General features: G+C 40.8%; 19 protein-coding genes. 11 read left to right on the top strand and 8 right to left on the bottom strand.

Annotated elements, in window-relative coordinates:
- Positions 1-162: 162 nt before the first annotated feature.
- Entirely contained in the window at positions 163-1,239 is a 1,077-nt protein-coding gene (locus H5203_RS09765) for a DUF5009 domain-containing protein (protein WP_182819659.1), read from the top strand.
- Positions 1,240-1,252: 13 nt separating this feature from the next.
- On the opposite strand, the gene H5203_RS09760 is transcribed toward H5203_RS09765, so the two are convergent.
- Positions 1,253-4,117, bottom strand: a complete 2,865-nt coding sequence (locus H5203_RS09760) for an FAD-binding and (Fe-S)-binding domain-containing protein (protein WP_182819658.1) — start codon at positions 4,115-4,117, stop codon at positions 1,253-1,255.
- Positions 4,118-4,491: 374 nt separating this feature from the next.
- Here H5203_RS09760 and H5203_RS09755 point away from each other — a divergent pair, with 374 nt between their 5' ends.
- From H5203_RS09755 to H5203_RS09735, 5 genes are read left to right on the top strand one after another with little or no spacing between them, the layout of a single operon-like run.
- A complete protein-coding gene (locus tag H5203_RS09755) occupies positions 4,492-6,309 on the top strand; it encodes a glycoside hydrolase family 3 protein (RefSeq protein WP_182735469.1) in 1,818 nt (605 codons plus the stop codon).
- A gap of 17 nt (positions 6,310-6,326) precedes the next feature.
- A complete protein-coding gene (locus H5203_RS09750; protein WP_149980357.1) occupies positions 6,327-7,124 on the top strand; it encodes a putative hydro-lyase in 798 nt (265 codons plus the stop codon).
- A 12-nt stretch (positions 7,125-7,136) separates the two neighbouring features.
- Positions 7,137-7,868 carry a 5-oxoprolinase subunit PxpA gene (locus H5203_RS09745; RefSeq protein ID WP_182767388.1) on the top strand — a complete coding sequence of 244 codons (732 nt, stop codon included), beginning with the start codon at positions 7,137-7,139 and terminating at the stop codon, positions 7,866-7,868.
- Entirely contained in the window at positions 7,853-8,719 is an 867-nt protein-coding gene (locus tag H5203_RS09740) for a glutamate cyclase domain-containing protein (protein ID WP_182717338.1), read from the top strand. Before H5203_RS09745 ends, H5203_RS09740 begins: the two co-directional genes overlap by 16 nt.
- On the top strand, positions 8,719-9,576 hold the full coding sequence (locus H5203_RS09735) for an aminotransferase class IV (protein ID WP_145238837.1): 858 nt from the start codon (positions 8,719-8,721) through the stop codon (positions 9,574-9,576). The genes H5203_RS09740 and H5203_RS09735 overlap by 1 nt, the downstream gene beginning before the upstream one ends.
- A gap of 74 nt (positions 9,577-9,650) precedes the next feature.
- On the opposite strand, the gene H5203_RS09730 is transcribed toward H5203_RS09735, so the two are convergent.
- Positions 9,651-10,631 carry a WD40 repeat domain-containing protein gene (locus H5203_RS09730; protein ID WP_182819657.1) on the bottom strand — a complete coding sequence of 327 codons (981 nt, stop codon included), beginning with the start codon at positions 10,629-10,631 and terminating at the stop codon, positions 9,651-9,653.
- A gap of 409 nt (positions 10,632-11,040) precedes the next feature.
- Positions 11,041-11,172 (bottom strand): MerR family transcriptional regulator, encoded by a 132-nt coding sequence (locus tag H5203_RS23190; RefSeq protein ID WP_222428961.1) that lies wholly within the window; start codon positions 11,170-11,172, stop codon positions 11,041-11,043.
- 245 nt (positions 11,173-11,417) lie between these two features.
- On the opposite strand from H5203_RS23190, the gene H5203_RS09715 reads away from it, so the two are divergent.
- Together H5203_RS09715 and H5203_RS09710 are read left to right on the top strand one after the other, a co-directional pair.
- Positions 11,418-12,137: a 4'-phosphopantetheinyl transferase gene (locus tag H5203_RS09715; RefSeq protein ID WP_145238847.1), complete on the top strand. Its 720-nt coding sequence runs from the start codon at positions 11,418-11,420 to the stop codon at positions 12,135-12,137.
- Positions 12,138-12,236: 99 nt separating this feature from the next.
- Positions 12,237-14,261, top strand: a complete 2,025-nt coding sequence (locus tag H5203_RS09710) for a S9 family peptidase (protein WP_182819656.1) — start codon at positions 12,237-12,239, stop codon at positions 14,259-14,261.
- A gap of 627 nt (positions 14,262-14,888) precedes the next feature.
- Here H5203_RS09710 and H5203_RS09705 read toward each other — a convergent pair.
- Positions 14,889-16,490, bottom strand: coding sequence for an isocitrate lyase (locus H5203_RS09705; RefSeq protein WP_145238853.1), 1,602 nt, complete (start codon positions 16,488-16,490; stop codon positions 14,889-14,891).
- 256 nt (positions 16,491-16,746) lie between these two features.
- Between H5203_RS09705 and H5203_RS09700 the strand changes: the two genes are divergently transcribed.
- Complete coding sequence (locus H5203_RS09700; protein WP_182779275.1) at positions 16,747-18,924, top strand: malate synthase G; 2,178 nt, start codon at positions 16,747-16,749, stop codon at positions 18,922-18,924.
- A gap of 201 nt (positions 18,925-19,125) precedes the next feature.
- On the opposite strand, the gene H5203_RS09695 is transcribed toward H5203_RS09700, so the two are convergent.
- From H5203_RS09695 to H5203_RS09680, 4 genes are all read right to left on the bottom strand, one after another.
- Positions 19,126-19,851: a YebC/PmpR family DNA-binding transcriptional regulator gene (locus H5203_RS09695; RefSeq protein ID WP_182819655.1), complete on the bottom strand. Its 726-nt coding sequence runs from the start codon at positions 19,849-19,851 to the stop codon at positions 19,126-19,128.
- A 167-nt stretch (positions 19,852-20,018) separates the two neighbouring features.
- Positions 20,019-20,654 (bottom strand): HAD family hydrolase, encoded by a 636-nt coding sequence (locus H5203_RS09690; RefSeq protein ID WP_145238861.1) that lies wholly within the window; start codon positions 20,652-20,654, stop codon positions 20,019-20,021.
- Positions 20,655-20,814: 160 nt separating this feature from the next.
- Complete coding sequence (locus H5203_RS09685; RefSeq protein WP_145238863.1) at positions 20,815-21,333, bottom strand: DUF6702 family protein; 519 nt, start codon at positions 21,331-21,333, stop codon at positions 20,815-20,817.
- Positions 21,333-23,774 (bottom strand): M1 family metallopeptidase, encoded by a 2,442-nt coding sequence (locus H5203_RS09680; protein WP_145238866.1) that lies wholly within the window; start codon positions 23,772-23,774, stop codon positions 21,333-21,335. Before H5203_RS09680 ends, H5203_RS09685 begins: the two co-directional genes overlap by 1 nt.
- Positions 23,775-24,079: 305 nt before the next feature.
- Between H5203_RS09680 and H5203_RS09675 the strand changes: the two genes are divergently transcribed.
- Both H5203_RS09675 and H5203_RS09670 read left to right on the top strand, forming a co-directional pair.
- On the top strand, positions 24,080-24,334 hold the full coding sequence (locus tag H5203_RS09675) for a hypothetical protein (RefSeq protein ID WP_145238869.1): 255 nt from the start codon (positions 24,080-24,082) through the stop codon (positions 24,332-24,334).
- 128 nt (positions 24,335-24,462) lie between these two features.
- Positions 24,463-24,702, top strand: coding sequence for a hypothetical protein (locus H5203_RS09670; RefSeq protein WP_145238872.1), 240 nt, complete (start codon positions 24,463-24,465; stop codon positions 24,700-24,702).
- The last annotated feature ends 7 nt before the right edge of the window (positions 24,703-24,709 follow it).

The following is a 24,709-nucleotide window of genomic DNA, read 5'->3' as shown; positions in this document are numbered from 1 at the left end:
AAGAAGTAACAACGATGAGAGTAAGTGCCTGTGAAACGCCCAACGGGTTGGTTTAAAAGCGATTTATACTGCGTTATTGATTTTAACAATAGAACCACTATTACTTGCAATCAATGCCTTGCCTACATCGCTTTTAATTCCAACTGAAACTCGGATCTTGAGGTGGTTTGGGTATCTCTGTACTGGCCGCTTAAACATGCTGATTGGCATGGCCTAACACCCACTGATTTAATTTTCCCATTTTTTATTTTTATTGTTGGGATGTCGATCACACTATCGGTTAATGCCATGCTGACAAAAGGAGTGACTAAACAAAGTATACTCAGATCTGGTGTAGTGCGTACGGTAAAGCTAGTTGCATTAGGTTGGTTTTTAGCCCTGTTCTACTATAATTTTCGCGATCCTAATTTCAGCTGGCTAGATGAACGTTTAGCAGGTATTAGGATCATGGGCGTTTTACAACGCATCGGTCTAGTTTATCTGATTGCCTTAGCTTGTTACCTTTATATAAAACCAAAGTATATTGCGCTTACCTTTGTGAGCTTACTCATCGGGTACGGCGCGTTAATGATATATACGCCCTATTCATTGCCTAACGGTGAAATCGTTAAAGGGCTGTGGCTGCATGGTAATAACCTCAGCGCTTGGCTTGATAATTTACTGCTCGGTGCAAATCATGTTTACTATGCCACAGCAAAACCTTTAGCATTTGATCCAGAAGGAATACTCTCAACCTTACCTGCAATTGCAACGGCATTATCAGGAATATTATGCAGATACTATATAAGCACTGAAAAAAACCTTGGCAAACAAGTCAGAATATTTACCCTAGTGGCTATTACAAGCATTGTTTGCGGGTGCTTACTTTCACTTTTAATACCAATAAACAAAGCACTATGGACACCAAGCTATGTAATAATCAGCTCAGGACTAGCGATGTTATGCTATGCACTGTGTAGCTATATTCTCGATATTCGTAAAGTTCGCTTGTGGAGTGCGCCGTTTTTAGTGTTTGGCGCTAACGCTATTTTGTTCTTTATGTTTGCTGGCATCGTAGCGCGTATTTTAATTATGATCCCAGTGGCTGATACAAGTTTAAAAGGTGCTATATTTAATCAAGTATTACAACCGCTATTTGGTAATTATTTAGGCTCTTTTAGCTATTCGTTGCTATTTTTACTCGCCTCTTATCTAGTGATGTATGCGTGCTATAAACGCGGGATTTTTTGGAAAGTATAATGTCTAAGCCTCATCAAGAGGCTGCTTGACTCACTTTATCTAATAAATACAGCACAGATTGGTAGTTAATACCACTGTGCTGAGTTAAGCCAATTTCACAACTGCGGCTATTAGAAATACCGCTACTGCAATTTTGAGGCACTTGGTTACGCAGCGTTTTTAATGCATTAGCATTTAGCTCTGGCAAGTTAAAGCCCTTATCGCCGGCAAAGCCACAACATTCAATATCAGCCGGAATAATCACTTCGTTACTGCATGCTTTAGCTACGGCAACAAGTTGTTGTTCACTGCCACGGCGTTTGCTACTACAGGTAACATGTAACATAACCGGCTCTGGTTGGGCTGTGATGGTCAGCTTAGGCAATAAATATTGATAAGCAAACTCAGCGCTTTCGAGTACTGTTAAACCGCGCTGTTGCGCTGCTTCATTGCTTGTTAATGCACATGGACTGGCGTCAAAAATAATCGGGTAACGACCATTTTCAGACACCTGCTGCGCGATATCGAGTAACTGCTCAGCTTTACTTTTTGCCTGTTCAGGTAAACCTTTACTGGCAAAGGGCATGCCACAACATAGCTCATTAATTTGCATCGGCAGTAACAGTTCAATTCCCGCTTTAGTCGCGAGGCTATGCATAACTTGCATAATTGAGCGGCGATCATCCGCTTGCTCATCGGCAGCAAACACCCTGCTGGCACAACTGGGAAGATAAACCACTTTATCAGGCTGTTGTGCGTGTACTATGCTGTGATTAATTGGCTGCTCCCCCCTTGGCCACGCTGAATAATAAAGTGGGGTGCCAATCAGCTTATTAGTAGGTTTGGTTAAAGTACGCAGTGCCTGTGCACCAATGATGTTTCGCACCATCGCCATACTGGTTAAACCAAAGCGTGCTGTATTTGCTAATACCGCAAAATGTTTGACCGCAAAACTGGCTATGCCCGGCGCCACTTTTGCATTGAGTTGCTTTTTTGCCCTCAGGGATTTTATAAATTCACCGGTGTTAATACCAACGGGGCATTTCATGCCACACAGCCCGGTTGCTGCACAGCTATCAATACCTAAATATTGAAAATCTTTTTCGATACTGCTGAGCTGACGATTAATGTGCTGTTTTTCGCTAATATCACCGGTGTTACTAAGTTGATTAACCAATTCAGTGCGACGTCGCCACAGCGTAATACGTTGGCGCGGCGTTAAGGTGAGTCCTTTTGATGGGCATACGGTTTCGCAAAAACCACACTCAATACATTTGTCGATTATATCGTCGCTGCTAGGCATGGTTTTTAAATGTTGAATATGGCAGTTTTCATCGGTATTGATGATCACTCCTGGGTTTAAAATGTGGTCTTTATCAAACAATTGTTTAATACGTTGCATCACAGCAAAGCCATCAGTGCCCCATTCAGTTGCCACAAACGGCGCCATATTTCGCCCAGTACCATGCTCAGCTTTTAATGAGCCATTCAGTTCAACCGCCACCAGTTGCGACACGTCCCGCATAAATTGCTCATAACGCGCTACTTGCGCTGGTGTATCGAACGCTTGGGTAAATACAAAATGCAAATTACCCGCTAAGGCATGGCCAAAAATAATCGCTTCATCGTAACTGTATTTATCAAATAATTGATGCAGAGCTTTAACACCCTGAGCTAATACATCCAGCTCAAAAGCCACGTCTTCAATGATCACAGTGGTGCCATTTTCGCGCACTGCACCGACTGCCGGGAACGTACCTTTACGAATATTCCATAATGATGCATTGCGCTTAGCATCTGTTGAAAACGCCATAATCGCTAATTGATGGGCGCTAAAATGTGCGACAAGCTGATCCACTTGTTGTTGTAAATTAACTAATTTTGTTGCGTCTTCTGCACGTACTTCGATTAATAATGCTGCACTATCTGCTGGGTAGTTATGAACATCTTTAGGCATGATGTCATGATGCGCGACGCACTGGAGCGAGCGCTTATCCAATAACTCAACCGCCGCTACATCAAGCGTTGCTAGCTGCTTTACTAATTCACAGACTTGGCTTATATCATCAAAAATAATAAACGCTGAGCTTTTATGAGCATGATCAATCACCGTGTGGTAAGTAATATCAGCAATAAACCCCAGCGTACCTTCAGAGCCAATCATTAAATGCTTAATGATCTCAATCGGATCAGTGTAATCAATTAGCGCGTTTAAACCATAACCCGTGGTATTTTTTAAGCGGTATTTATGAGCGATACGCTGTGCCAACTCAGGATTATTTGTAACCTGCTGGGCAAGCGCAGTGATATCGTTAATAAACGGTTGATGGCTATGTAAAAATTTAGAACGGCTTTGCTCACTGCGTGTATCAAGCACTGTACCGTCAGCGAAGATTAAGGTCATGTCCTTTACTGTATGGTAACTATTTTGTGCCACGCCACAGCACATACCTGATGAATTGTTGGCTGCCATGCCAGCGATTTTACAACTATTGATTGAAGCGGGATCAGGGCCAATTTTACGGCCAAAAGGCGCAAGTACGGCATTGGCACGAGCACCAATAATAGCTGGCTCTAACCGAATGGCAGCGCCGTTATCTTCAATTTGATAACCAGACCAGCAATCACTAAGCAGCACTAATACAGAATCTGTAATTGCTTGGCCTGATAGGCTAGTACCGGCGGCACGAAAAGTAATGGCAACTTTATATGTTGCAGCGGCACTGATGACCTGTTGCGCTTGTTGCTGATCAGCAACCAGTACTATTAATTGCGGCACTAAACGATAAAAGCTGGCATCAGTGCCAAAAGCATAGCGCCTAGGGTAATCTTCAATAAACGCCGAAGCAGGCAGCTTATCACTGAGTTGTTGTTGAAATAGTGTCAGTGCTGTTGCCATTATTTGCCCCTTTGCGTTCTGTTAATTTACTCGCTTGGCGACCCACCAAGCATTATGGAATATATTATTACTTGAAATAAGAGCGAATTACCATTAATAAAAGCTCGTCTAATATTATTTTTTTTCATCTAAATAACTATTAACTCTTAATATTTATGTAATGATCAGGCAAGCATGTGATTCGTCGGTGGTTTTTGCAGTTCTGCAAAAAAACCGTTAATGTGACAAAAATATGTTGTATTTTAATCCAAAATGGCATTACCATCAGGAATAAAATATTCATAAATAAAATAAGCAATTCAGCTTTGGAGCCTACTGTGTTAAATAAGTTTGCCATATCATCAATTCTCTTTGGACTAGGGTGTTTATTACCAATGAAATCGACCTTTGCAGCGACCAATTTAACCCTTGAGCAACAGCTTGGCCAAAAGCTGATGCTCGATTTTCGTTATTATTGTGAGCAAGACAGCGAGAACACACCTGAGCAAAAATGCCGTAATGCAGTCACTGAATTACCTGCAGATTTAGCCAAGGTGATCACTAAACATAATATTGGTGGGGTGATCTTATTTGCTGAAAATATCGATAATATTGCGCAAATCGTTAAATTAAATAATGCTATGCAACAAGCTGCTGCAAAGTCGAGCTTAGGCGCACCATTATTTATTTCAATTGACCAAGAAGGCGGACGTGTTGCACGTATTCCTCGTGATATTGCCACTTCATTTACTGGTAATATGTCGATTGGCGCAAGTTATGCGGTTCACGGCACCAAGTTTGCTACACAATCTGCACAAGTGATTGCTGATGAATTAAAAGCCATTGGTGTGAATGTTAACTATGCACCAACTGTTGATGTAAACATGAACCCTGATAACCCGGTTATTAATGTGCGCTCATACGGTGAAGATCCAACACTTGTGAGTATTTTAGGTGGCGCACAAGTTGCTGGCTTTGAAGGTAATGGCGTAATTACCTCACTGAAACACTTTCCAGGCCATGGTGATACAAACGTTGATAGCCACACCGGCTTGCCAAAAGTAATGCACGATAAAGAAACTATCTGGGAAAAAGATTTACCTCCGTTTCAAACTATTATTAAAAAGCAAAACCCTGGCATGATCATGACTGCGCATATTCAGTACCCAGCACTGGATAGCAGCACATTTGTTAGTAAAGATGGCAAAACCATGATCAAACCTGCGACGATGTCGCATAAAATCATCAGCGAATTATTACGCGATGAAATGGGCTATCAAGGTGTAGTGATCACCGATGCGCTAGATATGGCTGGTATTAGCCACTTTTTCGAACCAATTGAAGCCGTTGTAAATACTTTTGCTGCCGGGGTTGATATTGCTTTGATGCCAATTGAAATTCGTAGTCCAAAAGATTTAGTCGTATTAGATAAACTGATCAGCCGCTTAGTGAGCGAAGTTGAAAAAGGTAATTTACAAGCCGACGAAGTCGCTATCTCTGCTCAACGCATCATCAATTTAAAAAGTAAATTTAAACTGACCACAGAGCTTGACGAATCGTTAGCAATGCAAAAAGCACAACTTATTCTCGGTGATGATAATCATCGCAAAGTCGAAGCTGAGCTGGCTCTTGCCGCCATTACCCAAGTTAAAAATGACCAGCACACTTTACCGATTAAACTGACGGCAAATAGTAAAGTACATATCATCATGCCTGATACCCGCAAGTGTTTGGCGCTACAACAGGCAATTGCAGAAAATACTCAGCAACCACTTGCATTTAGCTGCACCAGTTTACAAGGCTTTGAGCCCACTGCGACGTTAAAAGCAATCAATGAAGCGGATATCATCATTGCAGGCAATGCATCACCAAACCAAAGCGCGGTAGAAATTGGCGGCATGGATGACCTTGCTGATAACCCTGCATTTGCAATTGCAAAATCGGCGCAAGGTCCGGCACTTGAAAAACTGCTTCAGCAAGCGCAACAAGCTGATAAGAAAACCGTTTTTGTTAGTTTACGAGCACCATACGATATTGCCACATTTGGCCAATATGCGGATGCAATTTTAGCAACTTATGCGTATAACATAGATGTAGATAATGATGTTAAAGTAGCAGGGCCAGCTTTTACTGCTCTTGCAAAAGTACTAGTTGGTAAAAAGCCAGCGCAAGGTACTTTGCCTGTTACCGTCAGTGGCATTAACAACAACTAAAAGTTTACGAGGATACTATGCAACATAACGCATCACTTACTACGCCTTACGCTATTCGTAATATGATCAGGAATGAAGATTATACCGGTAGTACATCGGGCTTTGTTCCCGGCTTTGTACAGGCTAATTTAGTGATTTTGCCCCAGCGCTATGCGTTTGATTTTTTACAATTTTGCCAAGCAAACAAAAAAGCGTGCCCAATTGTAGCAAGTAGCCGCACGCCTGGAGCTACCAGCATTCCAAATGTTGCTCATGATTTAGATATTAGGACTGACATACCTCGCTATCGTATTTTTAAAAATGGCCAATTGATTGAAGAAGTAACGAATATCAAAGAGCAATGGCGCGATGACTTGGTCACTTTTTTAATTGGTTGCTCGTTTTCATTTGAAGAGTCGTTAAAGTTGGCGGGCCTAGAAATACGTAATATTACGGAAAATAAAAATGTACCGATGTACATGACTAATATTCCTTGCGAAAGCGCCGGTATATTTCATGCTAACATGGTCGTTAGTATGCGACCGATGAAGCCGGCAGATGCGATTCGGGCAATCCAAATATGTAGTCGCTTTCCAGATGTGCATGGAGCGCCAGTTCACTTTGGGGATCCAGCTGCAATAGGTATTAAAGATATTAATCGCCCTAACTTTGGTGAATCTGTCACCATTAAAGACGGTGAAGTACCGGTATTTTGGGCCTGTGGTGTCACGCCGCAAGTAGCCATCGCTAATGCTGCGCCTGATTTTTGCATTACACATAGCCCAGGTCATATGCTGATCACCGACATTCAAAACGCCCATATCTCGGCTTTTTAAACGGAAATAATGATGAAGCTCAATTGTGATTTAGGGGAAAGCTTTGGCGCATGGCAAATGGGCCTTGATGAAGAGGTAATGCCGCATATTGATATGGCTAATATTGCTTGTGGTTTTCATGGCGGTGATAGTGATGTTCTAGCACGCACCCTGATGCTTGCTAAACAACATAACGTCATTATAGGCGCGCACCCCAGCTATCCTGATAAACAGGGCTTTGGTCGTCGCTCCATGGCATTAACACCACAAGAGCTAAGCAATTGCCTGCATTATCAAATAGCCGCAATTGAAGGTATGGCAAAAGTACAAGGCCTCACTTTAGAGTATGTGAAGCCACATGGCGCGTTATATAACGATATGATGGCCGATAAAACAATTTTGACCACTGTGATGCAAGCTGTTGCCAGTTACCCGAGCCCTTTAAAACTAATGCTTCTCGCCACTGCGAAAGCAGAGCAACATCAACAACTTGCTCAACAATATCACCTTGAATTAATTTTAGAAGCATTTGCTGATCGCCAATATACCGATGACGGTCAATTAGTATCACGGAAAATTGCTGGTAGTGTGCATGATAAACCTGCGCTAATAGCGCAAGTTAAACAGTTACTCGCCACCGGCTGCGTAACCACACAATCGGGCAAACAACTGCCTTTACACGCCGACAGTTTATGTGTGCATGGCGATAACGCTGCAGGCATTGCCCTTATTCAAGAGATCAAAGCGTTATGCCACACTCGTTAAGTGATGAACAATTAAGTCAAGCAATCGAAACCATGATGGTAGAACAAAACCTACGTGGTATGCAAAATCTCTATGCCTATCAACAGACAGGTACTTATCTGCGCGCTGCAAAGTCGTTATTTGATGCCAAAAGTACGGTACTCATTGGTACCGGTTTTGCCGTCAAGCAAACCTTTGAAACCGATGGCCCTGTAGGCGCCATTGCTTTATACAATGCTTTAATTACGCTGGGTAAAAATCCTATTTTAGTCTGTGGAAACCCCCTTTACAGTGCACTGAAAAATGAATTTAACTGTTTTGAATTGCCACTGAATAATTTTACTGATGCAATGGCTTTTAGCAAAGCTGCGCTGGCTGAATTAAAGCCAGATTGCGTATTGTCTATCGAGCGCCCCGGGCTGTGTCACGGCAATAAATATTACAATATGCGTGGTATTGATATTTCGGCTGATTGTGGTTGTTTTGATTTTTTTGTCAGCCAAGCCTCCTGCCCAACTGTAGCTATTGGTGATGGCGGTAACGAAATAGGGATGGGCAATTTATCACAATATATGACTGAGCTGAGCATTATGCCGTGCCTTACTTGCTGCGATGAACTGCTGTTAGCGGATGTATCAAACTGGGCAGCTTACGGCATTATTGCGTTTTTAAGCCGCTGGCATAGCCAAGACTTACTCGCAGAAGTCGATACTTTAGCAATCCTGCAATATTTGAGTGAACGTGGCAGTGTAGATGGCGTTACTCACAAAAACGAATTAACCGAAGATGGCTTACATGCTATGCATGGCCAACAACTCATCGCAAGACTACGTCAGCTTAGCGATGTTGCCAATCAGAATGAGGATTTATAATGAGTACGGTGTATTTAAACGGCGACTATATGAACGCAGAGCACGCAAAAATATCGCCAATGGACAGAGGCTTTTTATTTGGCGATGGTATTTACGAAGTGATCCCTGCCTATAATGGCAACATGCTTGGCTTTGCAGCGCATATTGAACGCATGAAAAATGGTTTAAATGAACTGGAAATTGTACTCGATTATACAGCTGATACATGGCGTGAAATCTGCCAGCAGCTGTGTGAGAAAAATCACGGCGAAAACCTTGGTATTTATTTGCACGTTAGCCGTGGCGCTGATACTAAGCGTGCTCATGCCTACCCTAGTGGTATTACGCCAACGGTATTTGCCTACGCCTTTGAAATTCCAGCACAACCCGTTAGTGATATCGACAACGCCACGACTTATACTGTATCCGTTGAGCAAGATAAGCGCTGGCAGCGTTGCCACATCAAGTCAACCGCATTACTCGGCAACGTGATTCATTACCAGCATGGTGCGGCGGCTGGCAATAAAGAAACCATTTTATACAATCGCTTAGATGAGCTTACCGAAGCAAGCTCAAGTAATGTGTTTATTGTTAAAGATGGCGTGATCAGCACACCCCCATTGGATAACCAAATTTTACCGGGTATCACTCGCTGGTTAATTTTAACGATATTACACAGCCACAGTGACTTTAAAGTTCAAGAACGTATTATTACTAAGCAGGAACTATTTGCAGCCGATGAAGTGTGGATCACCAGTGCCACAAAAGAAGTTGGCCCAGTGGTAAAACTCAACGGTCAACTGGTCGCTGATGGCAAACCAGGGAAAATATGGCAACAAGTACAGAGCTTATTTACTGAACATAAGTTTGATTATTAATAGCGCTAAGCGGTAATTATAAAAGCCGGGTTTGTTAAGTAAACACGGCTTTTAAAATCCAATTAAATTGTCGCTTACTTAGGCTGATACGGCCAAACTTCTAGTACTCCATCACTGCTTTCGCTGACAATTGTTTTATTTTCTTTATCATACGCTACAGCTAAAACTGAGCCACGAATGCGCAGTTGTGTCGCTTTATACTCAGCCAATAATGTACCATCTTTTACACGCCATAATTGTATCGTGCTTTTCGGTGAGCCGGTTAAAAACCATTTATCATCATTTACAAACCGCGAGTGGTTAAACTCTATAAAATTAGTAAATATATTTAGCTCAGCTTTTTTAATACCGGTGTTTAAATCAAGAAATATACGATCATCAACAGAATCTATCGCAAAACCTAAACTTGCATTTTCGTTTATACTGACATGATTAACACGAGTCGCTAATTTGAACTCTTTTAAAATAGTGCCATCTTTCGTTGACCATAAATAACTAAACTTATCGCTTGAACCGCTTAATGCTGTTTGTCCATCGGCAGATAGTGCTACAGAATTAATATCAAGGCGATGAACTTGAAATAGCGTATTTTGCTTCGTTAGAGAGTTGATCACATCAGCTTCACCGCTACGATAGCCTACCACTATTAACTGACCGTTTGCTGATATTGCAATATCACGAGCAATGTTTTTCCCTGTTGACCAACTACCCAGTAGTTGACCATTTACAACTGAAAATAAATGTACTGACATGCGGTTAGAAATATAAAACTTAGTTTTATCATCACTAAAGCCAAGCAGTTCAATATGTTTTGCATCATCACCGGAAATGCAACTAAACAAGGTTTTGCTTATCTTATTATCCCATACACATACCTTACCTTGCTCTGAGACAACACTTAGCTGGCCATCATTAGATAACGCCGCTGACTCAACAATTTCTTGCGTATGGCGAAATTGTGATGTTGATGGAGCTTCAAAAACTGGCTCTCCTGAGCAACCAACCAGTGCCGATAAAATCCCTATTAAAACGAGTGTTAAAATACAAAAGCGCACACGTATTCTCACTTATATTATTGTTATTAAACGGTACTTAAAGATCTTACAAGCTATAAAGTAAAGTCTATACTCTCATTTCATCGCCATTTTAGCCATCTGTTTTAAGCACTTAGCCCGCTACTTTGTCGTTGAACTGATGATTGGACCAATATGCGTTATTTTTAGCACTTTAATGCCACACAAGCCTAAAATTGTGTGCTTCAACTGCTTTGTCACACAGTCTCCTTGAAAATAACGATAATAAACGGGGGTATCAAGCGTTAGTACAACTTCTGCGGTAAGTACTTTAAGAAGTTTTTCAGGAATGCTTTTATTAGGTTGATATTGAAAGGCAAAGCCATTAACGCAGGCCAATCTAAGTCATGTCTAGTGACTTTTAGCTGTTTTAATTGAGTTAAACTTAACCCTAATAATTGTGCACGTTTATAAGCGAAACAAATTCCACATCAGCGTTATCATAAATACGGTAACAACCTTGACGTTCTATGTTTGTCAGTAGACCTATACTTTCATAATGCCTAATTGCTTTAATTGACACGCCTGAACGCTTACCATTTCACGTAGACCGGCTGCGCCCTTATCAGTAGCGCCAAGCTCAATCGCTTTGTTATCCCTGAAAATTTCCGGCTGGGGAGTAAAATAATATTAATGCTAAAATAAATATGTTAGTAAATCTCTTAACCAAAGCTCAGCTTAAATAGTCATAGCCTTTACTTTATTTATGAAGTTATTAGCGTATTATCAAAGTCTTACTAATGACACTAAACAAAACAGCAAAATGTTATGGATTTTTCTCTTTATACTAAACTGAGCCCACAACTTAGTCATAATAGTTATTGTTGTGAGTTTGACAGTAGTAGTTTTATTGACAGTGACTTTTTAAATTATCAGATTGTGTTACCGCAACAACTACAAAAGGCTGTTGTTAAACGAAGAGCTGAATACCTCGCCGGCCGTTTTTGCGCAAAACAGGTGTTAACCGCCCTCAATATCCCCTGTTTTGATATTATCTCAGGCCCCGATCGCGCGCCCATATGGCCTAAAAACATTATTGGTAGCATTACCCATACGCAAGGGATCGCAATGGCTATAGCATGTCAGCACACTGATATCGCTGGAATTGGTATTGATATAGAGCAACTAATGAGTGCCAAACAAGAGCTAGAGCTACAAAAGCAAATTTTGCATCCTGATGAATATCCACTGTTTAGGCGATTGGCTGGGCAGCTTTCACATCCATTAACCGTCATTTTTTCAGCAAAAGAAAGTATTTTTAAAGCACTATATCCAAGCGTAAAGCAATTTTTTGGTTTTGAAGCTGCACAGCTAATTGCTTTTAATCAGCAACAATTGCAGTTTAAAATTACTAAAACGCTCGCAGAGCAAGTGCCTCAAGACACTTACGTAACCGTTTTCTATCAATGTAATAAAAGTGTAGTACTCACCGAGTGTGAATTTACTATCGCAGCTCAACCACTCAAAAATATTAATGTCGGCAAGTAGCCACTAATAATCAATCAGGTATTCATCGCATGATGGTGTACCTTTGGGTTTTGTTATTCTATAACGGTTAGGTGCGATAATTAATAACAAGGAATTAAAATGAAATTGATTGCCCCCGCAGCCCTCCTAACCTCGCTGTGTTTTTCAGTATTAGCCAATGATAACCTGCAAACTTTTCAACTAGAAAATGTATTCGACCTTGAATATGCCAATCAAATTGAAATGACTAACGACGGTAAAACCGTCTACTTTGTTCGTAATCGGATGGACATTAAATCAGATAGTAAAGTTAGTAATATTTGGTCTGTCGACAGTAGTTCAAAGCAATTACAACCGCTTACATCGGGTGTACATATGGATTACTCCCCTGTCTTGTCGCCAGACCAATCACGTTTAGCGTTTATTTCAACTCGTGATGGCAGTAGCCAAATTTATGTAAAATGGCTAAAAACAGGCGCTGTTGCAAAAATTAGTAATCTTACTCAAAGCCCTGCAAGTTTGCAGTGGTCACCTAATGGTCGGCAATTACTGTTTAGCCAATTTGTACCGAGTAAAGTTAGTTCTCCTATTAACTTACCAGGCAAGCCTGAAGGTGCCAGCTGGGCAGAGCCTGCTAAATTTATTGATGACGTATATTATCGTGCCGATGGCGGCGGTTATACCAAGCCTGGTTTTCGTCATTTTTTTACTATTGAAGCCAATGGCGGTAATGCCCGTCAGTTAACCTCTGGCGACTTTGATCATGGCGGGCCAGTTAGCTTTTCTGAAGATGGTAACAGCCTTTATTTTTCGGCTAATCGCCATGCTGACTTTAAACTCAAACCAACAAATTCTGAAATATATCAGCTGACATTAAATGATCTACAAATAACAGCGCTTACCGACCGAGAAGGTCCTGATCAGCAACCGCAAATATCACCAGATGGGCGTTATCTTGCCTATACCGGTTATGATGATAAACGTACCAATTATGAAAATACCCAGCTATACATTCGCGATTTAAAATCGGGTGATACCACAAGTTTAACCGCTGATTTTGACCGCAGTGTCGAGCAAATTAAATGGGCTGATAACTCTAAAGGGCTTTATTTTAGTTACGCCAGTGAAGGCCAAACCGCACTCGCTTATCAACCACGTAGCGGCAAACGAAAAGTGATCACACAAAAAATAGGGAGTGTTTCCTTCGGTCGCCCTTATTCTGGTGGTGACTTTGATATAAGCGACGATGGTGATGTGGCAATCACGCTTGCTGATACCCAACGCCCTGCTGATATAGCAATAGTTAAAAATGGTAAAACACAACGTTTAACAAAATTAAATGACGACGCGCTTGGTAATAAACAGCTGGCAAAAGTAGAAGAAATTTGGCTGAAATCAAGTTATGACGACTTACCAATTCAAGGTTGGGTCGCCTACCCTCCTGGGTTTGATAGTAGTAAAAAATATCCCCTTATTTTAGAAATACACGGAGGCCCTGTCGCTAACTACGGTCCACACTTTAGCGCTGAAATACAATTATTTGCCGCTAAAGGTAATGTGGTTTTATATATGAACCCGCGTGGTAGTGATTCATACGGGAAGCAGTTCGCGCAAACTATTCATCACAATTATCCTAGTAACGATTTTGATGACTTAATGACTGGCGTTGATGCGCTTATTGGCAAAGGTTTTATTGATCAGTCAAAACTGTTTGTAACCGGTGGCTCAGGTGGCGGTGTACTTACGGCGTGGATTGTAGGCCATACCGACAGATTTGCCGCCGCTGTTGTTGCCAAGCCGGTGATCAATTGGATCAGCTTTGTACTAACTGCTGACTTCTACCCATTCTTTGCCGATTACTGGTTCCCAGGTAAGCCATGGGATCATATTGAGCATTATATGAAGCGCTCGCCAATTAGCTATGTTGGTAATGTTAAAACACCAACCATGCTACTCACTGGTGAAGCGGATTACCGCACTCCTATTTCTGAGACCGAGCAATTTTATCAAGCATTAAAGCTACAAGGAGTTGATACAGCAATGGTACGTATTCCTGATGCATCACATGGCATAACAAAACGGCCGTCAAACTTGATGGCTAAAGTCGCTTATATTCAATGGTGGTTTGATAAACATAGTAAATAGAAATTAGTTAGCGGCGAGAGTAAAGTTAACAAGTTGCAAGTGTGAAGCTAGAAACCGTAGCTTGGTCCTTAGCAACTTTTACTCTCGCTAATTTGTCACTAGTCAAATCCCCTGTAAACCCCCTTTACAAAAAGTGAGTGCTCATTCACATATTCTAAAGTTTACACAAATATCGGACTTTGTAAAAAATCGAGTTAGTAAAATTTCGGTTTATGACACTTTTTGGTCATTGAGTTAGTAAAAAATCGATTTGAGTCACTGTTTATGGCGTTTAAGTTGGTAAAAAAGTGGTTTGTAGTCGGTTAGAGTTGGTAAAAAATCGGTTTATATTTTCTGATTAATGGCTAATAACGGCCATTTTTATCAAAATCCCCCCTTTCCAAAGAGCTAAAAGCTGATTAAATCGCTAAATTGATAAAAAATACCGCCAAAAAATTCACTTGATTAAACTCTGATCCAAAAATTGAAAATAAATCTGATGCTAGTTAAATACTGATCCAAGCCTTAGTTAAAATCTGATCTGAGCGGTAAAGTTAGCAGGTGTAAAGCTGTATATCCTCTGTAATTGCTAGCATCAAAAAAAGGGCCTTACGGCCCTTTGTAACATTGTTGAGTTGGACTGTTATGTTAGAACTGGTTCATAGTGTTTGCTTCGCCGCCAGCTTTAAGCGCATTTTCACCTGAGAAGTACTCTTTATGGGTATCTCCCATGTTAGAACCTGCTAAGTCTTGATGCTTAACGGATGCTTGTTCGCGGCGAATTTCTTGACGCTGCACATCACGTACATAAGCCAGCATACCTAAGTCACCAAAGTAGCCTTCTGACAGAATATCAGTGCTCAATGCAGCCGTGTGATAGGTCGGTAGCGTAATTAAGTGGTGGAAAATACCAGCTTCGCGCGCGCCATCACGTTGGAAGTTTTGTACTAACTCATCTGCTGCGACTGCAAGTTCAGTTGCATCCATCTCTGGTGCCATTAGCGCCTTATTATCATCAATACTTGGATAAGCAGATAAGTCTTTGCCTTCGTCTAACCACTGTTGATAAACTTGCTCGCGGAATTTCAATGTCCAGTTGAAAGAAGGTGAATTGTTATAAACCAGTTTAGCGTCAGGAACTTGCTCTTTAACCCGATTAACCAGTTCAGCAATTTGTTTTACATGTGGTTTTTCAGTTTCAATCCACAGTAAATCAGCACCCGACTGCAAGCTGGTAATACAATCTAGTACAACACGGTCTTTTTCTGTGCCTTCGCGGAATTGGTATAAACCATTATCAAGGCGAGTCGGCTTGCATAGTTGGCCGTTCAGCTTCATTGCCGTATCACCTTCATTTAAATCTTCAACACCGTTAATTGGTGTGGTTTCTAAAAACGCATTGTACTGACTAGCAAGGTCGCCAGGTGTTTGTGATACCGGCACTTTTTGGGTCAAGCTGGCACCAAGTGAGTCAGTACGTGCGACAATAATACCGTTATCAATACCCAGTTCTAAAAAGGCATAACGCACGGCGTTAATTTTTGCTAAAAAGTCTTCGTGTGGCACAGTTACTTTACCTGCTTGGTGACCACATTGCTTCGCGTCTGAAACTTGGTTTTCGATTTGGATAGCACATGCCCCCGCTTCAATCATTTTTTTAGCGAGTAAGTAGGTTGCTTCTTCATTACCAAAACCAGCATCAATATCTGCGATGATCGGCACCACATGACTTTCAAAGTTATCTATTTTATCAAGTACCGCTTGTACATCACCACCAGTTGCTTTGGCGTTATCTAAGTCTTTAAATAAATGGTCAAGTTCACGAGCATCGGCTTGTTTTAGGAAAGTATAAATTTCTTCAATCAACGCCGGTACTGAGGTTTTTTCGTGCATACTTTGATCCGGTAGTGGGCCGAACTCAGAGCGCAGCGCAGCAACCATCCAACCGCTTAGGTATACGTAGCTACGCTTAGTGGTTTTTTGGTGACGTTTAATCGCCATCATCATTTGTTGGGCAGTAAAACCATGCCAGCAACCAAGCGATTGTGTGTATTGGCTGGTATCAGCATCATATGCAGCCATATCTTCACGCATGATGTCAGCTGTAAACTGAGCGATGTCTAATCCCGTACGAAAACGATTTTGCAAACGCATACGACTTGCGTATTCAGGATTAATTGCTTGCCATGTTTTACCTTGTGCTTGACAAAGTGTAGCTAAAGTATCGGTTTCACGTTGATAAGTAGTCATAATAAAAAATCCTCTGAACGGGTTAAAACTAAATTTTATTTATATGGTTGTGTGAGAGGCTAAGAGTTAATGCTCTGTAGCGCTTAAATCAACATTAGGCCGATTTATTGGATTTAGTAAATTTATAGTTGTTATGCTGGCTATATATTTAGTGAATGGCCAAAAGAACACCTATTGCGTATTTTTAGGTTATGGTTAACAAAAGATTGCTCACATGCAGTCAATTGCACCGCGACCGTTTAAAAGGATATCGATTATGACACTCTCTCACAGCCAATTTGGATTAACCGTAGATAACCAATTAGCCGATTTTGTTAACCAGCAACTGCTACCCGGTACAGGTATTAGCGAACAACACTTTTGGCAAGGATTTGCTGAAATTATTGATGACCTTAGTCCGCTTAACCGTGCATTATTAGTCAAGCGTGAAGACCTACAACACCAAATTGATAGCTATCACCTAGCAAATAAACACTGGGATGCAGCGCAATACCAACAGTTTTTAACTGACATTGGTTATTTAGTCCCTGAGCCCGATAATTTTTGCATTGAGACAGAAAATGTTGAGCCTGAAATAGCCCGCACAGCTGGCCCTCAGCTGGTTGTGCCAGTAAGTAATGCACGCTTTGCACTTAATGCCGCTAACGCACGCTGGGGGTCGTTATACGATGCCTTATACGGCACTGATGTACTTAGCGAAGAAGATGGCGCTGAAAAAGGCAGCAACTATAATCCTGTTCGCGGTTTTAAAGTAATGGCCTACGCAAGGCAGTTTTTAGATAAAGCGTTACCACTTGAAAATGGCTCACATATTGAAAGTACTAATTATTCGGTAGTTAATGGCCAGCTCATCATCACCTTACGTGATAGCTCACAAACAGGCTTAAAACAACCAGCGCAACTTATTGGTTTTCAAGGTGAAGCACAAAACCCCAGTGCAATTTTATTACTCAGTCATGGCCTCCATATAGAGCTACAAATAGATCATAATCATAGCATTGGTGCAGCCGACAAAGCGGGCTTAAAAGACGTCCTCCTCGAAGCTGCACTTACCACCATTATGGATTGTGAAGACTCCGTTGCCGCCGTTGACGGCGAAGATAAAGTGCAAGTGTATCAAAATTGGTTAGGCTTAATGAAAGGAACTCTCGCTGAGTCATTCACAAAAGATGGCAAAACGATTGAGCGTACACTCGCTAAAGACCGCAGTTATTCAGGTATTGATGGCAAACCGCTAAGTCTAAAAGGGCGTAGTATGATGTTTGTGCGTAATGTTGGCCATTTAATGACAAACCCTGCGATTCAAGATAGCCAAGGCCGCGACGTATTTGAAGGTATCATGGATGCAATGATCACGGTCACTGCCGCACTGCATGACTTAAATGGCAATAGCCCGGTAAAAAATTCAACTGCAGCCAGTATCAATATCGTCAAACCGAAAATGCATGGTCCTGAAGAAGTTGCTTTTACCAATACATTATTTAGTCGTATTGAACAGCTTTTACAGTTACCCAAAAACACCATCAAAATGGGCATTATGGATGAAGAGCGCCGTACATCGGTGAACTTAAAAGCCTGTATTAATGCTGCTAAACAACGTGTGGTATTTATCAATACTGGCTTTTTAGACCGTACAGGTGATGAAATTCATACCTCAATGCAAGCAGGTGTAGTATTACCAAAAGCAGCCATTAAACAACAACCTTGGATCAATGCTTATGAAGACAGAAATGTCGATATCGGTTTGCAAACCGGGTTAAGTGGTCGCGCACAAATAGGCAAAGGTATGTGGCCAATGCCCGATAAAATGGCGTTGATGATGGAGCAAAAAATTGCCCATCCGCAAGCAGGCGCTAATACTGCTTGGGTGCCCTCCCCTACTGCAGCCACCTTACATGCTATGCACTATCATGACGTTGATGTGTTTGCCTGTCAAAAAGCGATTGCCCAGCGTCAACAAGCTAGTTTAACAGAACTATTAACTCCGCCTTTGATGGTTGATCCTAATAGTTTGAGCAAAGAAGATATTCAGGCAGAGCTGGATAACAATGCTCAAGGTATTTTAGGTTATGTAGTACGTTGGATTGATCAAGGTGTAGGCTGTTCTAAAGTGCCTGACATTAACCATATAGGATTAATGGAAGATAGGGCTACACTGCGTATTTCAAGCCAACATATGGCTAACTGGTTGCAGCATGGTGTATGCACGCAGGCACAAATAGAAACTACTATGGCGAAAATGGCAAAAGTAGTGGATGGCCAAAATGAAGGGGATCCGGCTTATGTTAATATGGCCGATTCAGTGCAAAGCTTAGCACAAAGTATTGCATATCAAGCTGCATTAGCCCTTGTATTAGAAGGAGTTAAACAACCCAGTGGTTATACTGAACCATTATTGCATGCGTTTCGTATAAGATATAAAGCGCAACAATAGCTCCCCTTCGAGTTTGTTAGTGTCATATTGCCAGCCCTCGGGCTGGTTTTTTTTTGCTTAAATTATCCTTTAACCATAACTTTCCTGAATAATCAGCATTCAGAAAAATAAGCTATCAACAACAAAAAAGCACATTCCAACAATGAAATGCGCTTTTGCATCTTCTCGAAACTACTAACTTGCTAACTTTATAACTTCAGCCTAATTCACTACAGTGGCGTTATGATAAACGTTTTGTACGTCGTCACAATCTTCCAACATTGCAATAAATTTATCAAAATTAGCGATAACATCGGCATCAGTAATTTCTATATGCACTTGTGGTACAAAGGTGATTTCGTCAACTTCAAAAATAATACCTTCAAACGCCTCTTCTAATGCTGTTTTTGCTTTGTAATATTCGGTATGTGGAGCAAAAACCGATACTTTGTCATCTTCAACTTCTACATCGGTTACATCAACATCAGCCATCATTAAAGCTTCAAGTACCACTTCATCATCGTCACCACTAAAGCCAAGTACAGCTAAATGATCAAACATATGTGCTACACAGCCTGGCGTACCTATTTTTGAATCAGTTTTAGTAAACGGTAAGCGAACATCTTTAATAGTACGATTTGGGTTATCTGTTAAACAGTCAACAATCACCATACAGTTACCTGGGCCATAGCCTTCGTAACGGGCTGTTGCATAATCCTCACCAGCTCCGCCAGCAGCTTTTTCTATCGCTTTTTCGATGACATGTGCTGGTACTTGATCTCGCTTTGCGCGTTCGATTAAGCGTTTTAGCGACTGGTTTACTTCTGGATCAGGTTCACCATTTTTTGCTGCTACGTAAATTTCTTTACCGTACTTAGAATTAACTTTGGTTTTAGCATTGGCTGTTTTCGCCATGGAGCTTTTACGTACTTCAAATGCTCTGCCCATCTTATGCCTCTATTGGAAACTCGATATTGGCAACATTTTAACAATTAGCGCGGTATTGAGCTAGTGATTAAATGACTGCAAAATCACAATTATGACATTTCATTTGACAGTACTCATGTTTATAAAAGTTAAACAACGCACTATTTAACATAACATATTTAATACCTTTAAATGGAGACATTTAAAATACGTGATTGTCGTGTTTGTCCTAAATTATTTATTAAGTTAGGCAATTCAGAAAAATGGTGCAGAATATAATCAGCTTGATCTGCATATGCAGGCACATCACTCGGTGCATATAAGCAAGCACGCATATTGGCATTATGTGCAGCCTGGATATCATAAAGATAATCACCAACATAAAGTATGTGTTGCTGATCTATTCCCCATAACGTTGCAATTGCATTCAAAGCACTAGGATCTGGCTTAGGGGGGGCATCACTACGCGTGAGTACTGTTTGAATTGGCAACGGATTATTTTTTAATTTCAGCGCAGTAGCGCGATCGTAATTGCGAGTCACGATTGCCATTGGTATTGCTTGCTCTTTTAAACACGCGATAGCTTGCGCTACGCCGGGTAACAACGTTGCATGTTGAGCATCTATAAGCTCATGTTGATGGACAATATTCATTGCTTCCTCACGCATGTAAGGCGAAGGAAGACCATCAATAAAACTAAGTAGATCAAGCTCGTCAGGACACCCGACTTGAGCTTTGATAAGAGTAAAATCAAGTTCAGATGATACTAAGGTGCCATCTAAATCAAAAATAACCCCAGCTACTGCACTTTGATACGTGTTCATACCACTCCTTGTATATGATTTAATTTTCATCCAAATTACTTACTTTAAGATAGTTTAAGCAATTGGATATGAAAAGAAACATATTCGTATTTAATTAAAAATTAATAAAAAACGCGCACAAAACCACTGTGCGCGTCGGTTGGGGGACTATTAAACTTGCCTACTTTGTTTGCTCTACCGCTGTATTAGCTGGTTCAAAGCGCGCTTCTAGCCAAGTGTCATCTTGGGTAAAGTGCAGTGTTTTCACTTTGCCTTTACCTTCAACATTAACCATATTCACTTGCGCAGGCCATAAATCGCGCAGCGCGCCGTGACTCATACGGATCCCTTTAATATCCTTTGGGATCGGTGCTTCTTGGTAAACCCAAAAAAACTTACCATCAACTTGCGCACCCACTTCTTTCAACACTAGCGGCTCTCCATCGAGTGTTTGTAAAGCAACATGTGATTCGATGTAATCTACAAAGCGTTGTTGATCTTCTTTATTACTAATAATATCGGCGCCACCGGCAAATAAATGCTCCACAGCATGCTCGGTATCATGTAAATAAAAACGATGCATTAGCTCAATATTGCTAGTACGTTTATTGAATAAAACAGTAGTTACTGATGCTTTAAGTTGATGTGCCGTCGCAGGCATAGCAACTATAAAAGCAAGAATAATAAGCATAAAACGCATTATTCTTGTTCCTTAGCGTCATCTTTTTCGTCATCTGTTTTTAGTTCAGTTTTAATATCATGCATGATATCGCGGCTGACTTTGGCTTTACTTTGCTCTTTTTTATACACTTCAATACGTGAAGGAATAATACGACGAGGGTAGTTATTATTTTCAACATCTACGTCTGCAGTTTCCCAACGAGGATCAACCGTTACAGATACCAAAGGCTTGTTCTTATCAGTAATAATAAGTTTTTGCACATGTTTGTGGTTGCGACGCCAGATTTCGGCAGGGATCATACGATCTTCTTTAGTACCATCTTCATAGGTAAGCTCAAGTAAAATTGGCATTACTAGGCCGCCTAAATTCGAAAATTCAAGCACGTAATAGTTTTTATCTTCTGCAACTGCGCGATCGAGTACTTTACGCTCCCATGGCTCTAAGCCTTTTAAAAATTTATTATACGAGTTGCGCTCTTTGTTAGTAACAGTGAAGCGGTCGTTTTCATCGTAGAAATCAGTTACGTCGGAGTTTTCTTCAACCCATAGCTTTTTAGCTTCAGCCTTATTGCGTTCCACAAATAGTGGCATAGGTTTAGCCGCTTCAATATCACGTAGGCGATTAAAATCTATATCAGGATTTTTAGTATCTAAACGTAATTGATAGACTTTATCGAGCGAGATATCAACATGATCAGTGCTATAGAACCAGCCACGCCAGAACCAATCTAAATCAACACCTGATGCTTCTTCCATGGTACGGAAAAAATCAGCAGGGGTAGGGCGCTTGTACTTCCAACGCTGGGCGTACTCTTTAAACGCAAAATCAAACAGCTCACGGCCTAAAATCACTTCACGCAAAATATTTAGTGCGGCCGCAGGTTTGGTATAAGCATTAGGCCCTAAACGCAGTACGCTGTCTGACTGAGTCATTACCGGCACTTGATTTTCAGACTTCATGTAGGCAACAACGTCACGCGGTTCAACCCCCCATGGAATAGTTGGATCCCATTCACGCCCAGCAACACCATCTAAAAAGCTGTTTAAACCTTCATCCATCCAAGTCCATTGGCGCTCATCAGAGTTCACCACCATTGGAAAATAAATATGACCAACCTCGTGGATCACCACGCCAATTAAAAAGCGCTTTTCAGCTTGTGAATAAGTACGCGAACCGTCATCCTGTAACTCAGTTCGTGGGCCATTAAATGTGATCATTGGGTATTCCATACCGCCTACTGGACCATTGACTGACTGCGCAACAGGGTATGGATAATCAAATGAAAAGCGCGAATAAACTTCCATTGTATGTACGATTGCTTCGGTCGAATACTTCTTCCATAGATCGCCACCTTCTTTGGGGAAAAATGACATAGCCATCACTAATGGCTGATCATTACCGCCTTGTTGATAACCTTTTGCATCCCACATAAATTTACGCGACGACGCCCATGCAAAGTCACGCACATTTTCCGCTTTAAAGTGCCATGTTTTGGTCTTGTCTGTGCCTTCTTTTTCATTTTCTAAGGCTTCATCTTCAGTAACGATAAATACTGGGCGCTTTGTATTTTTGGCTTGTTCTAAACGGTTTCGCTGAGTACGGGTCAGCACGCTACTAGCATTATCAAGCTTACCCGTTGCAGAGACGATATGATCGGCAGGAACAGTGATCTCAACATCATAATCACCAAATTCTAGCGTAAACTCACCACTGCCTAAAAAGGCTTTATTAGTCCATGCTTCGTAATCTGTATAAGCAGCTAAACGCGGAAACCATTGAGCAAGTAAGAATATGTCGTTGCCATCTTTTTCAAAATGCTCGTAACCAGAGCGAGCGCCAACGGCATCTTCTTCGACGATGTTAAAAGCAAAGTCCATGCTGAATTCAGTGTCTTTGCCTGGTTTCAGTGGTTCATTTAAGTCAATACGCATTAGTGTATCAACAACTGTGACTTTTAATTCTTTACCGTTATCATCTTTAACATTAGCAATTGTAAAGCCAAGTTCATTGTCACTCATAAATTGTTGACGACGTAACTGACTTAAACTTAATTTAGTTGCTTTTGGTTGTGGATCTCCCTGTAGGGCAGAGCCGTTAAATGTAGCAGTACGTTCTGCAATAGAGTCGCTTTTAAAAATATTTTGATCGAGTTGCAACCATAAATACTTGAGTGTGTGCGGTGAATTATTTTTATACTCTATGGTTTGACTTGCTGTTAAGCGACGTGCATTTTCATCAAGCTTTACATCGATGTCGTAATTAACATGCTGCTGCCAATATTTTTCACCTGGCTCACCTGCTGCACTACGATAAACATTCGGTGTAGGCAGCACTTCATCAAGTTGGCGAAACTTATCAACATAACTGCCTTTTGTTTGCTCAACTGCAGAAGCCATAACAGTACTTGAGAGAGCTAACGGTAAAAATATAGCCCCTAAAGTTACAACTGCTTTTTTCATAATTAATCCTGTTAATTTTTCGTAAGCATACTTTGTCAAAATAGTGAGATATATTCAATGAAATAGCGATAAACCGCCGCATTTATAGGGTAAAAAATAACTTATTCTTAAATACTGATGATTAACAACAAGGCAATTATTGTAAAGGGGGTTTACAGCAACTTTTGTACGAAATTCAGGCTTAATTAATGCAAGTCAATTACAGTTAGCTTTACAGTTTGTAAACACGTTAACCTAAACGATGAGTAGTAAACCCTCTTACCATAGTATTGAATAAGTTAGCTGACAGCTTGCAGGGGTAACCGATGAAATTTTACATTGTAAAAAAAGATAATAGTGTTGCGGCAATTCCAGCTCAGACTGAGCAACTAAATGAATATCAAAAGCGGGGCTTTGAGTTTGTTGAAGTCGTTGCGGCTTGCGATAAAAACGACGCACTCGCTCGCTTTCCAAAACATAGTAAAAAACGTAAAAAGTGGCTTGTTTTATGCAGTAGTTTGGTGGTTATAAGCATAACTTTTAGCTTAATTTCGGCTATTTTTGTATTAATGGCTAAATAATGAATTCTTTAGTTGACCTTTATAGTCATTTGTATTTAAAATCGCCCACTTTTTTGATTTGAGGGGGTTAAAAGCATCGCTTTTCTCCTCAAAAGTGTTTCAACATACTAGTAAAATGCGGTGGGCATATGGATTTTTATATCCTAAAAAAACAACAAGAAGTAATTGCAATTCCAGCAGATGAACAAAGTTGTAAACAGTATTTAGATTCAGGTTATTTTTATATTGATAAAGTAGCTGCCTGTAACGAAACGAATGCGTTAAAAGTACTGCAGGCCAAACAAACCAAAGCACTCAAAGTACCATTAGTGCTGGCATTGTTAGCTTTACCCATGGTGATCTTTGCTTGGTATAACCTAACAAGTTAAAGATTAA

The organism is Pseudoalteromonas sp. SG41-1, assembly GCF_014164575.1.
GTDB classification, from domain to species: domain Bacteria; phylum Pseudomonadota; class Gammaproteobacteria; order Enterobacterales; family Alteromonadaceae; genus Pseudoalteromonas; species Pseudoalteromonas rhizosphaerae.
The sequence above is the reverse complement of the archived record's forward strand: the minus strand, read 5'-3'. Positions and strand labels throughout refer to the sequence as shown.

Coding starts and splice junctions, on each gene's coding strand:
- H5203_RS09760 (WP_182819658.1), bottom strand. CDS start 4,117: ATGGCAACAGCACTGACACTATTTCAACAACAACTCAGTGATAAGCTG.
- H5203_RS09755 (WP_182735469.1), top strand. CDS start 4,492: ATGAAATCGACCTTTGCAGCGACCAATTTAACCCTTGAGCAACAGCTT.
- H5203_RS09750 (WP_149980357.1), top strand. CDS start 6,327: ATGCAACATAACGCATCACTTACTACGCCTTACGCTATTCGTAATATG.
- H5203_RS09745 (WP_182767388.1), top strand. CDS start 7,137: ATGAAGCTCAATTGTGATTTAGGGGAAAGCTTTGGCGCATGGCAAATG.
- H5203_RS09740 (WP_182717338.1), top strand. CDS start 7,853: ATGCCACACTCGTTAAGTGATGAACAATTAAGTCAAGCAATCGAAACC.
- H5203_RS09735 (WP_145238837.1), top strand. CDS start 8,719: ATGAGTACGGTGTATTTAAACGGCGACTATATGAACGCAGAGCACGCA.
- H5203_RS09715 (WP_145238847.1), top strand. CDS start 11,418: ATGGATTTTTCTCTTTATACTAAACTGAGCCCACAACTTAGTCATAAT.
- H5203_RS09710 (WP_182819656.1), top strand. CDS start 12,237: ATGAAATTGATTGCCCCCGCAGCCCTCCTAACCTCGCTGTGTTTTTCA.
- H5203_RS09705 (WP_145238853.1), bottom strand. CDS start 16,490: ATGACTACTTATCAACGTGAAACCGATACTTTAGCTACACTTTGTCAA.
- H5203_RS09700 (WP_182779275.1), top strand. CDS start 16,747: ATGACACTCTCTCACAGCCAATTTGGATTAACCGTAGATAACCAATTA.
- H5203_RS09695 (WP_182819655.1), bottom strand. CDS start 19,851: ATGGGCAGAGCATTTGAAGTACGTAAAAGCTCCATGGCGAAAACAGCC.
- H5203_RS09690 (WP_145238861.1), bottom strand. CDS start 20,654: ATGAACACGTATCAAAGTGCAGTAGCTGGGGTTATTTTTGATTTAGAT.
- H5203_RS09685 (WP_145238863.1), bottom strand. CDS start 21,333: ATGCGTTTTATGCTTATTATTCTTGCTTTTATAGTTGCTATGCCTGCG.
- H5203_RS09680 (WP_145238866.1), bottom strand. CDS start 23,774: ATGAAAAAAGCAGTTGTAACTTTAGGGGCTATATTTTTACCGTTAGCT.
- H5203_RS09675 (WP_145238869.1), top strand. CDS start 24,080: ATGAAATTTTACATTGTAAAAAAAGATAATAGTGTTGCGGCAATTCCA.
- H5203_RS09670 (WP_145238872.1), top strand. CDS start 24,463: ATGGATTTTTATATCCTAAAAAAACAACAAGAAGTAATTGCAATTCCA.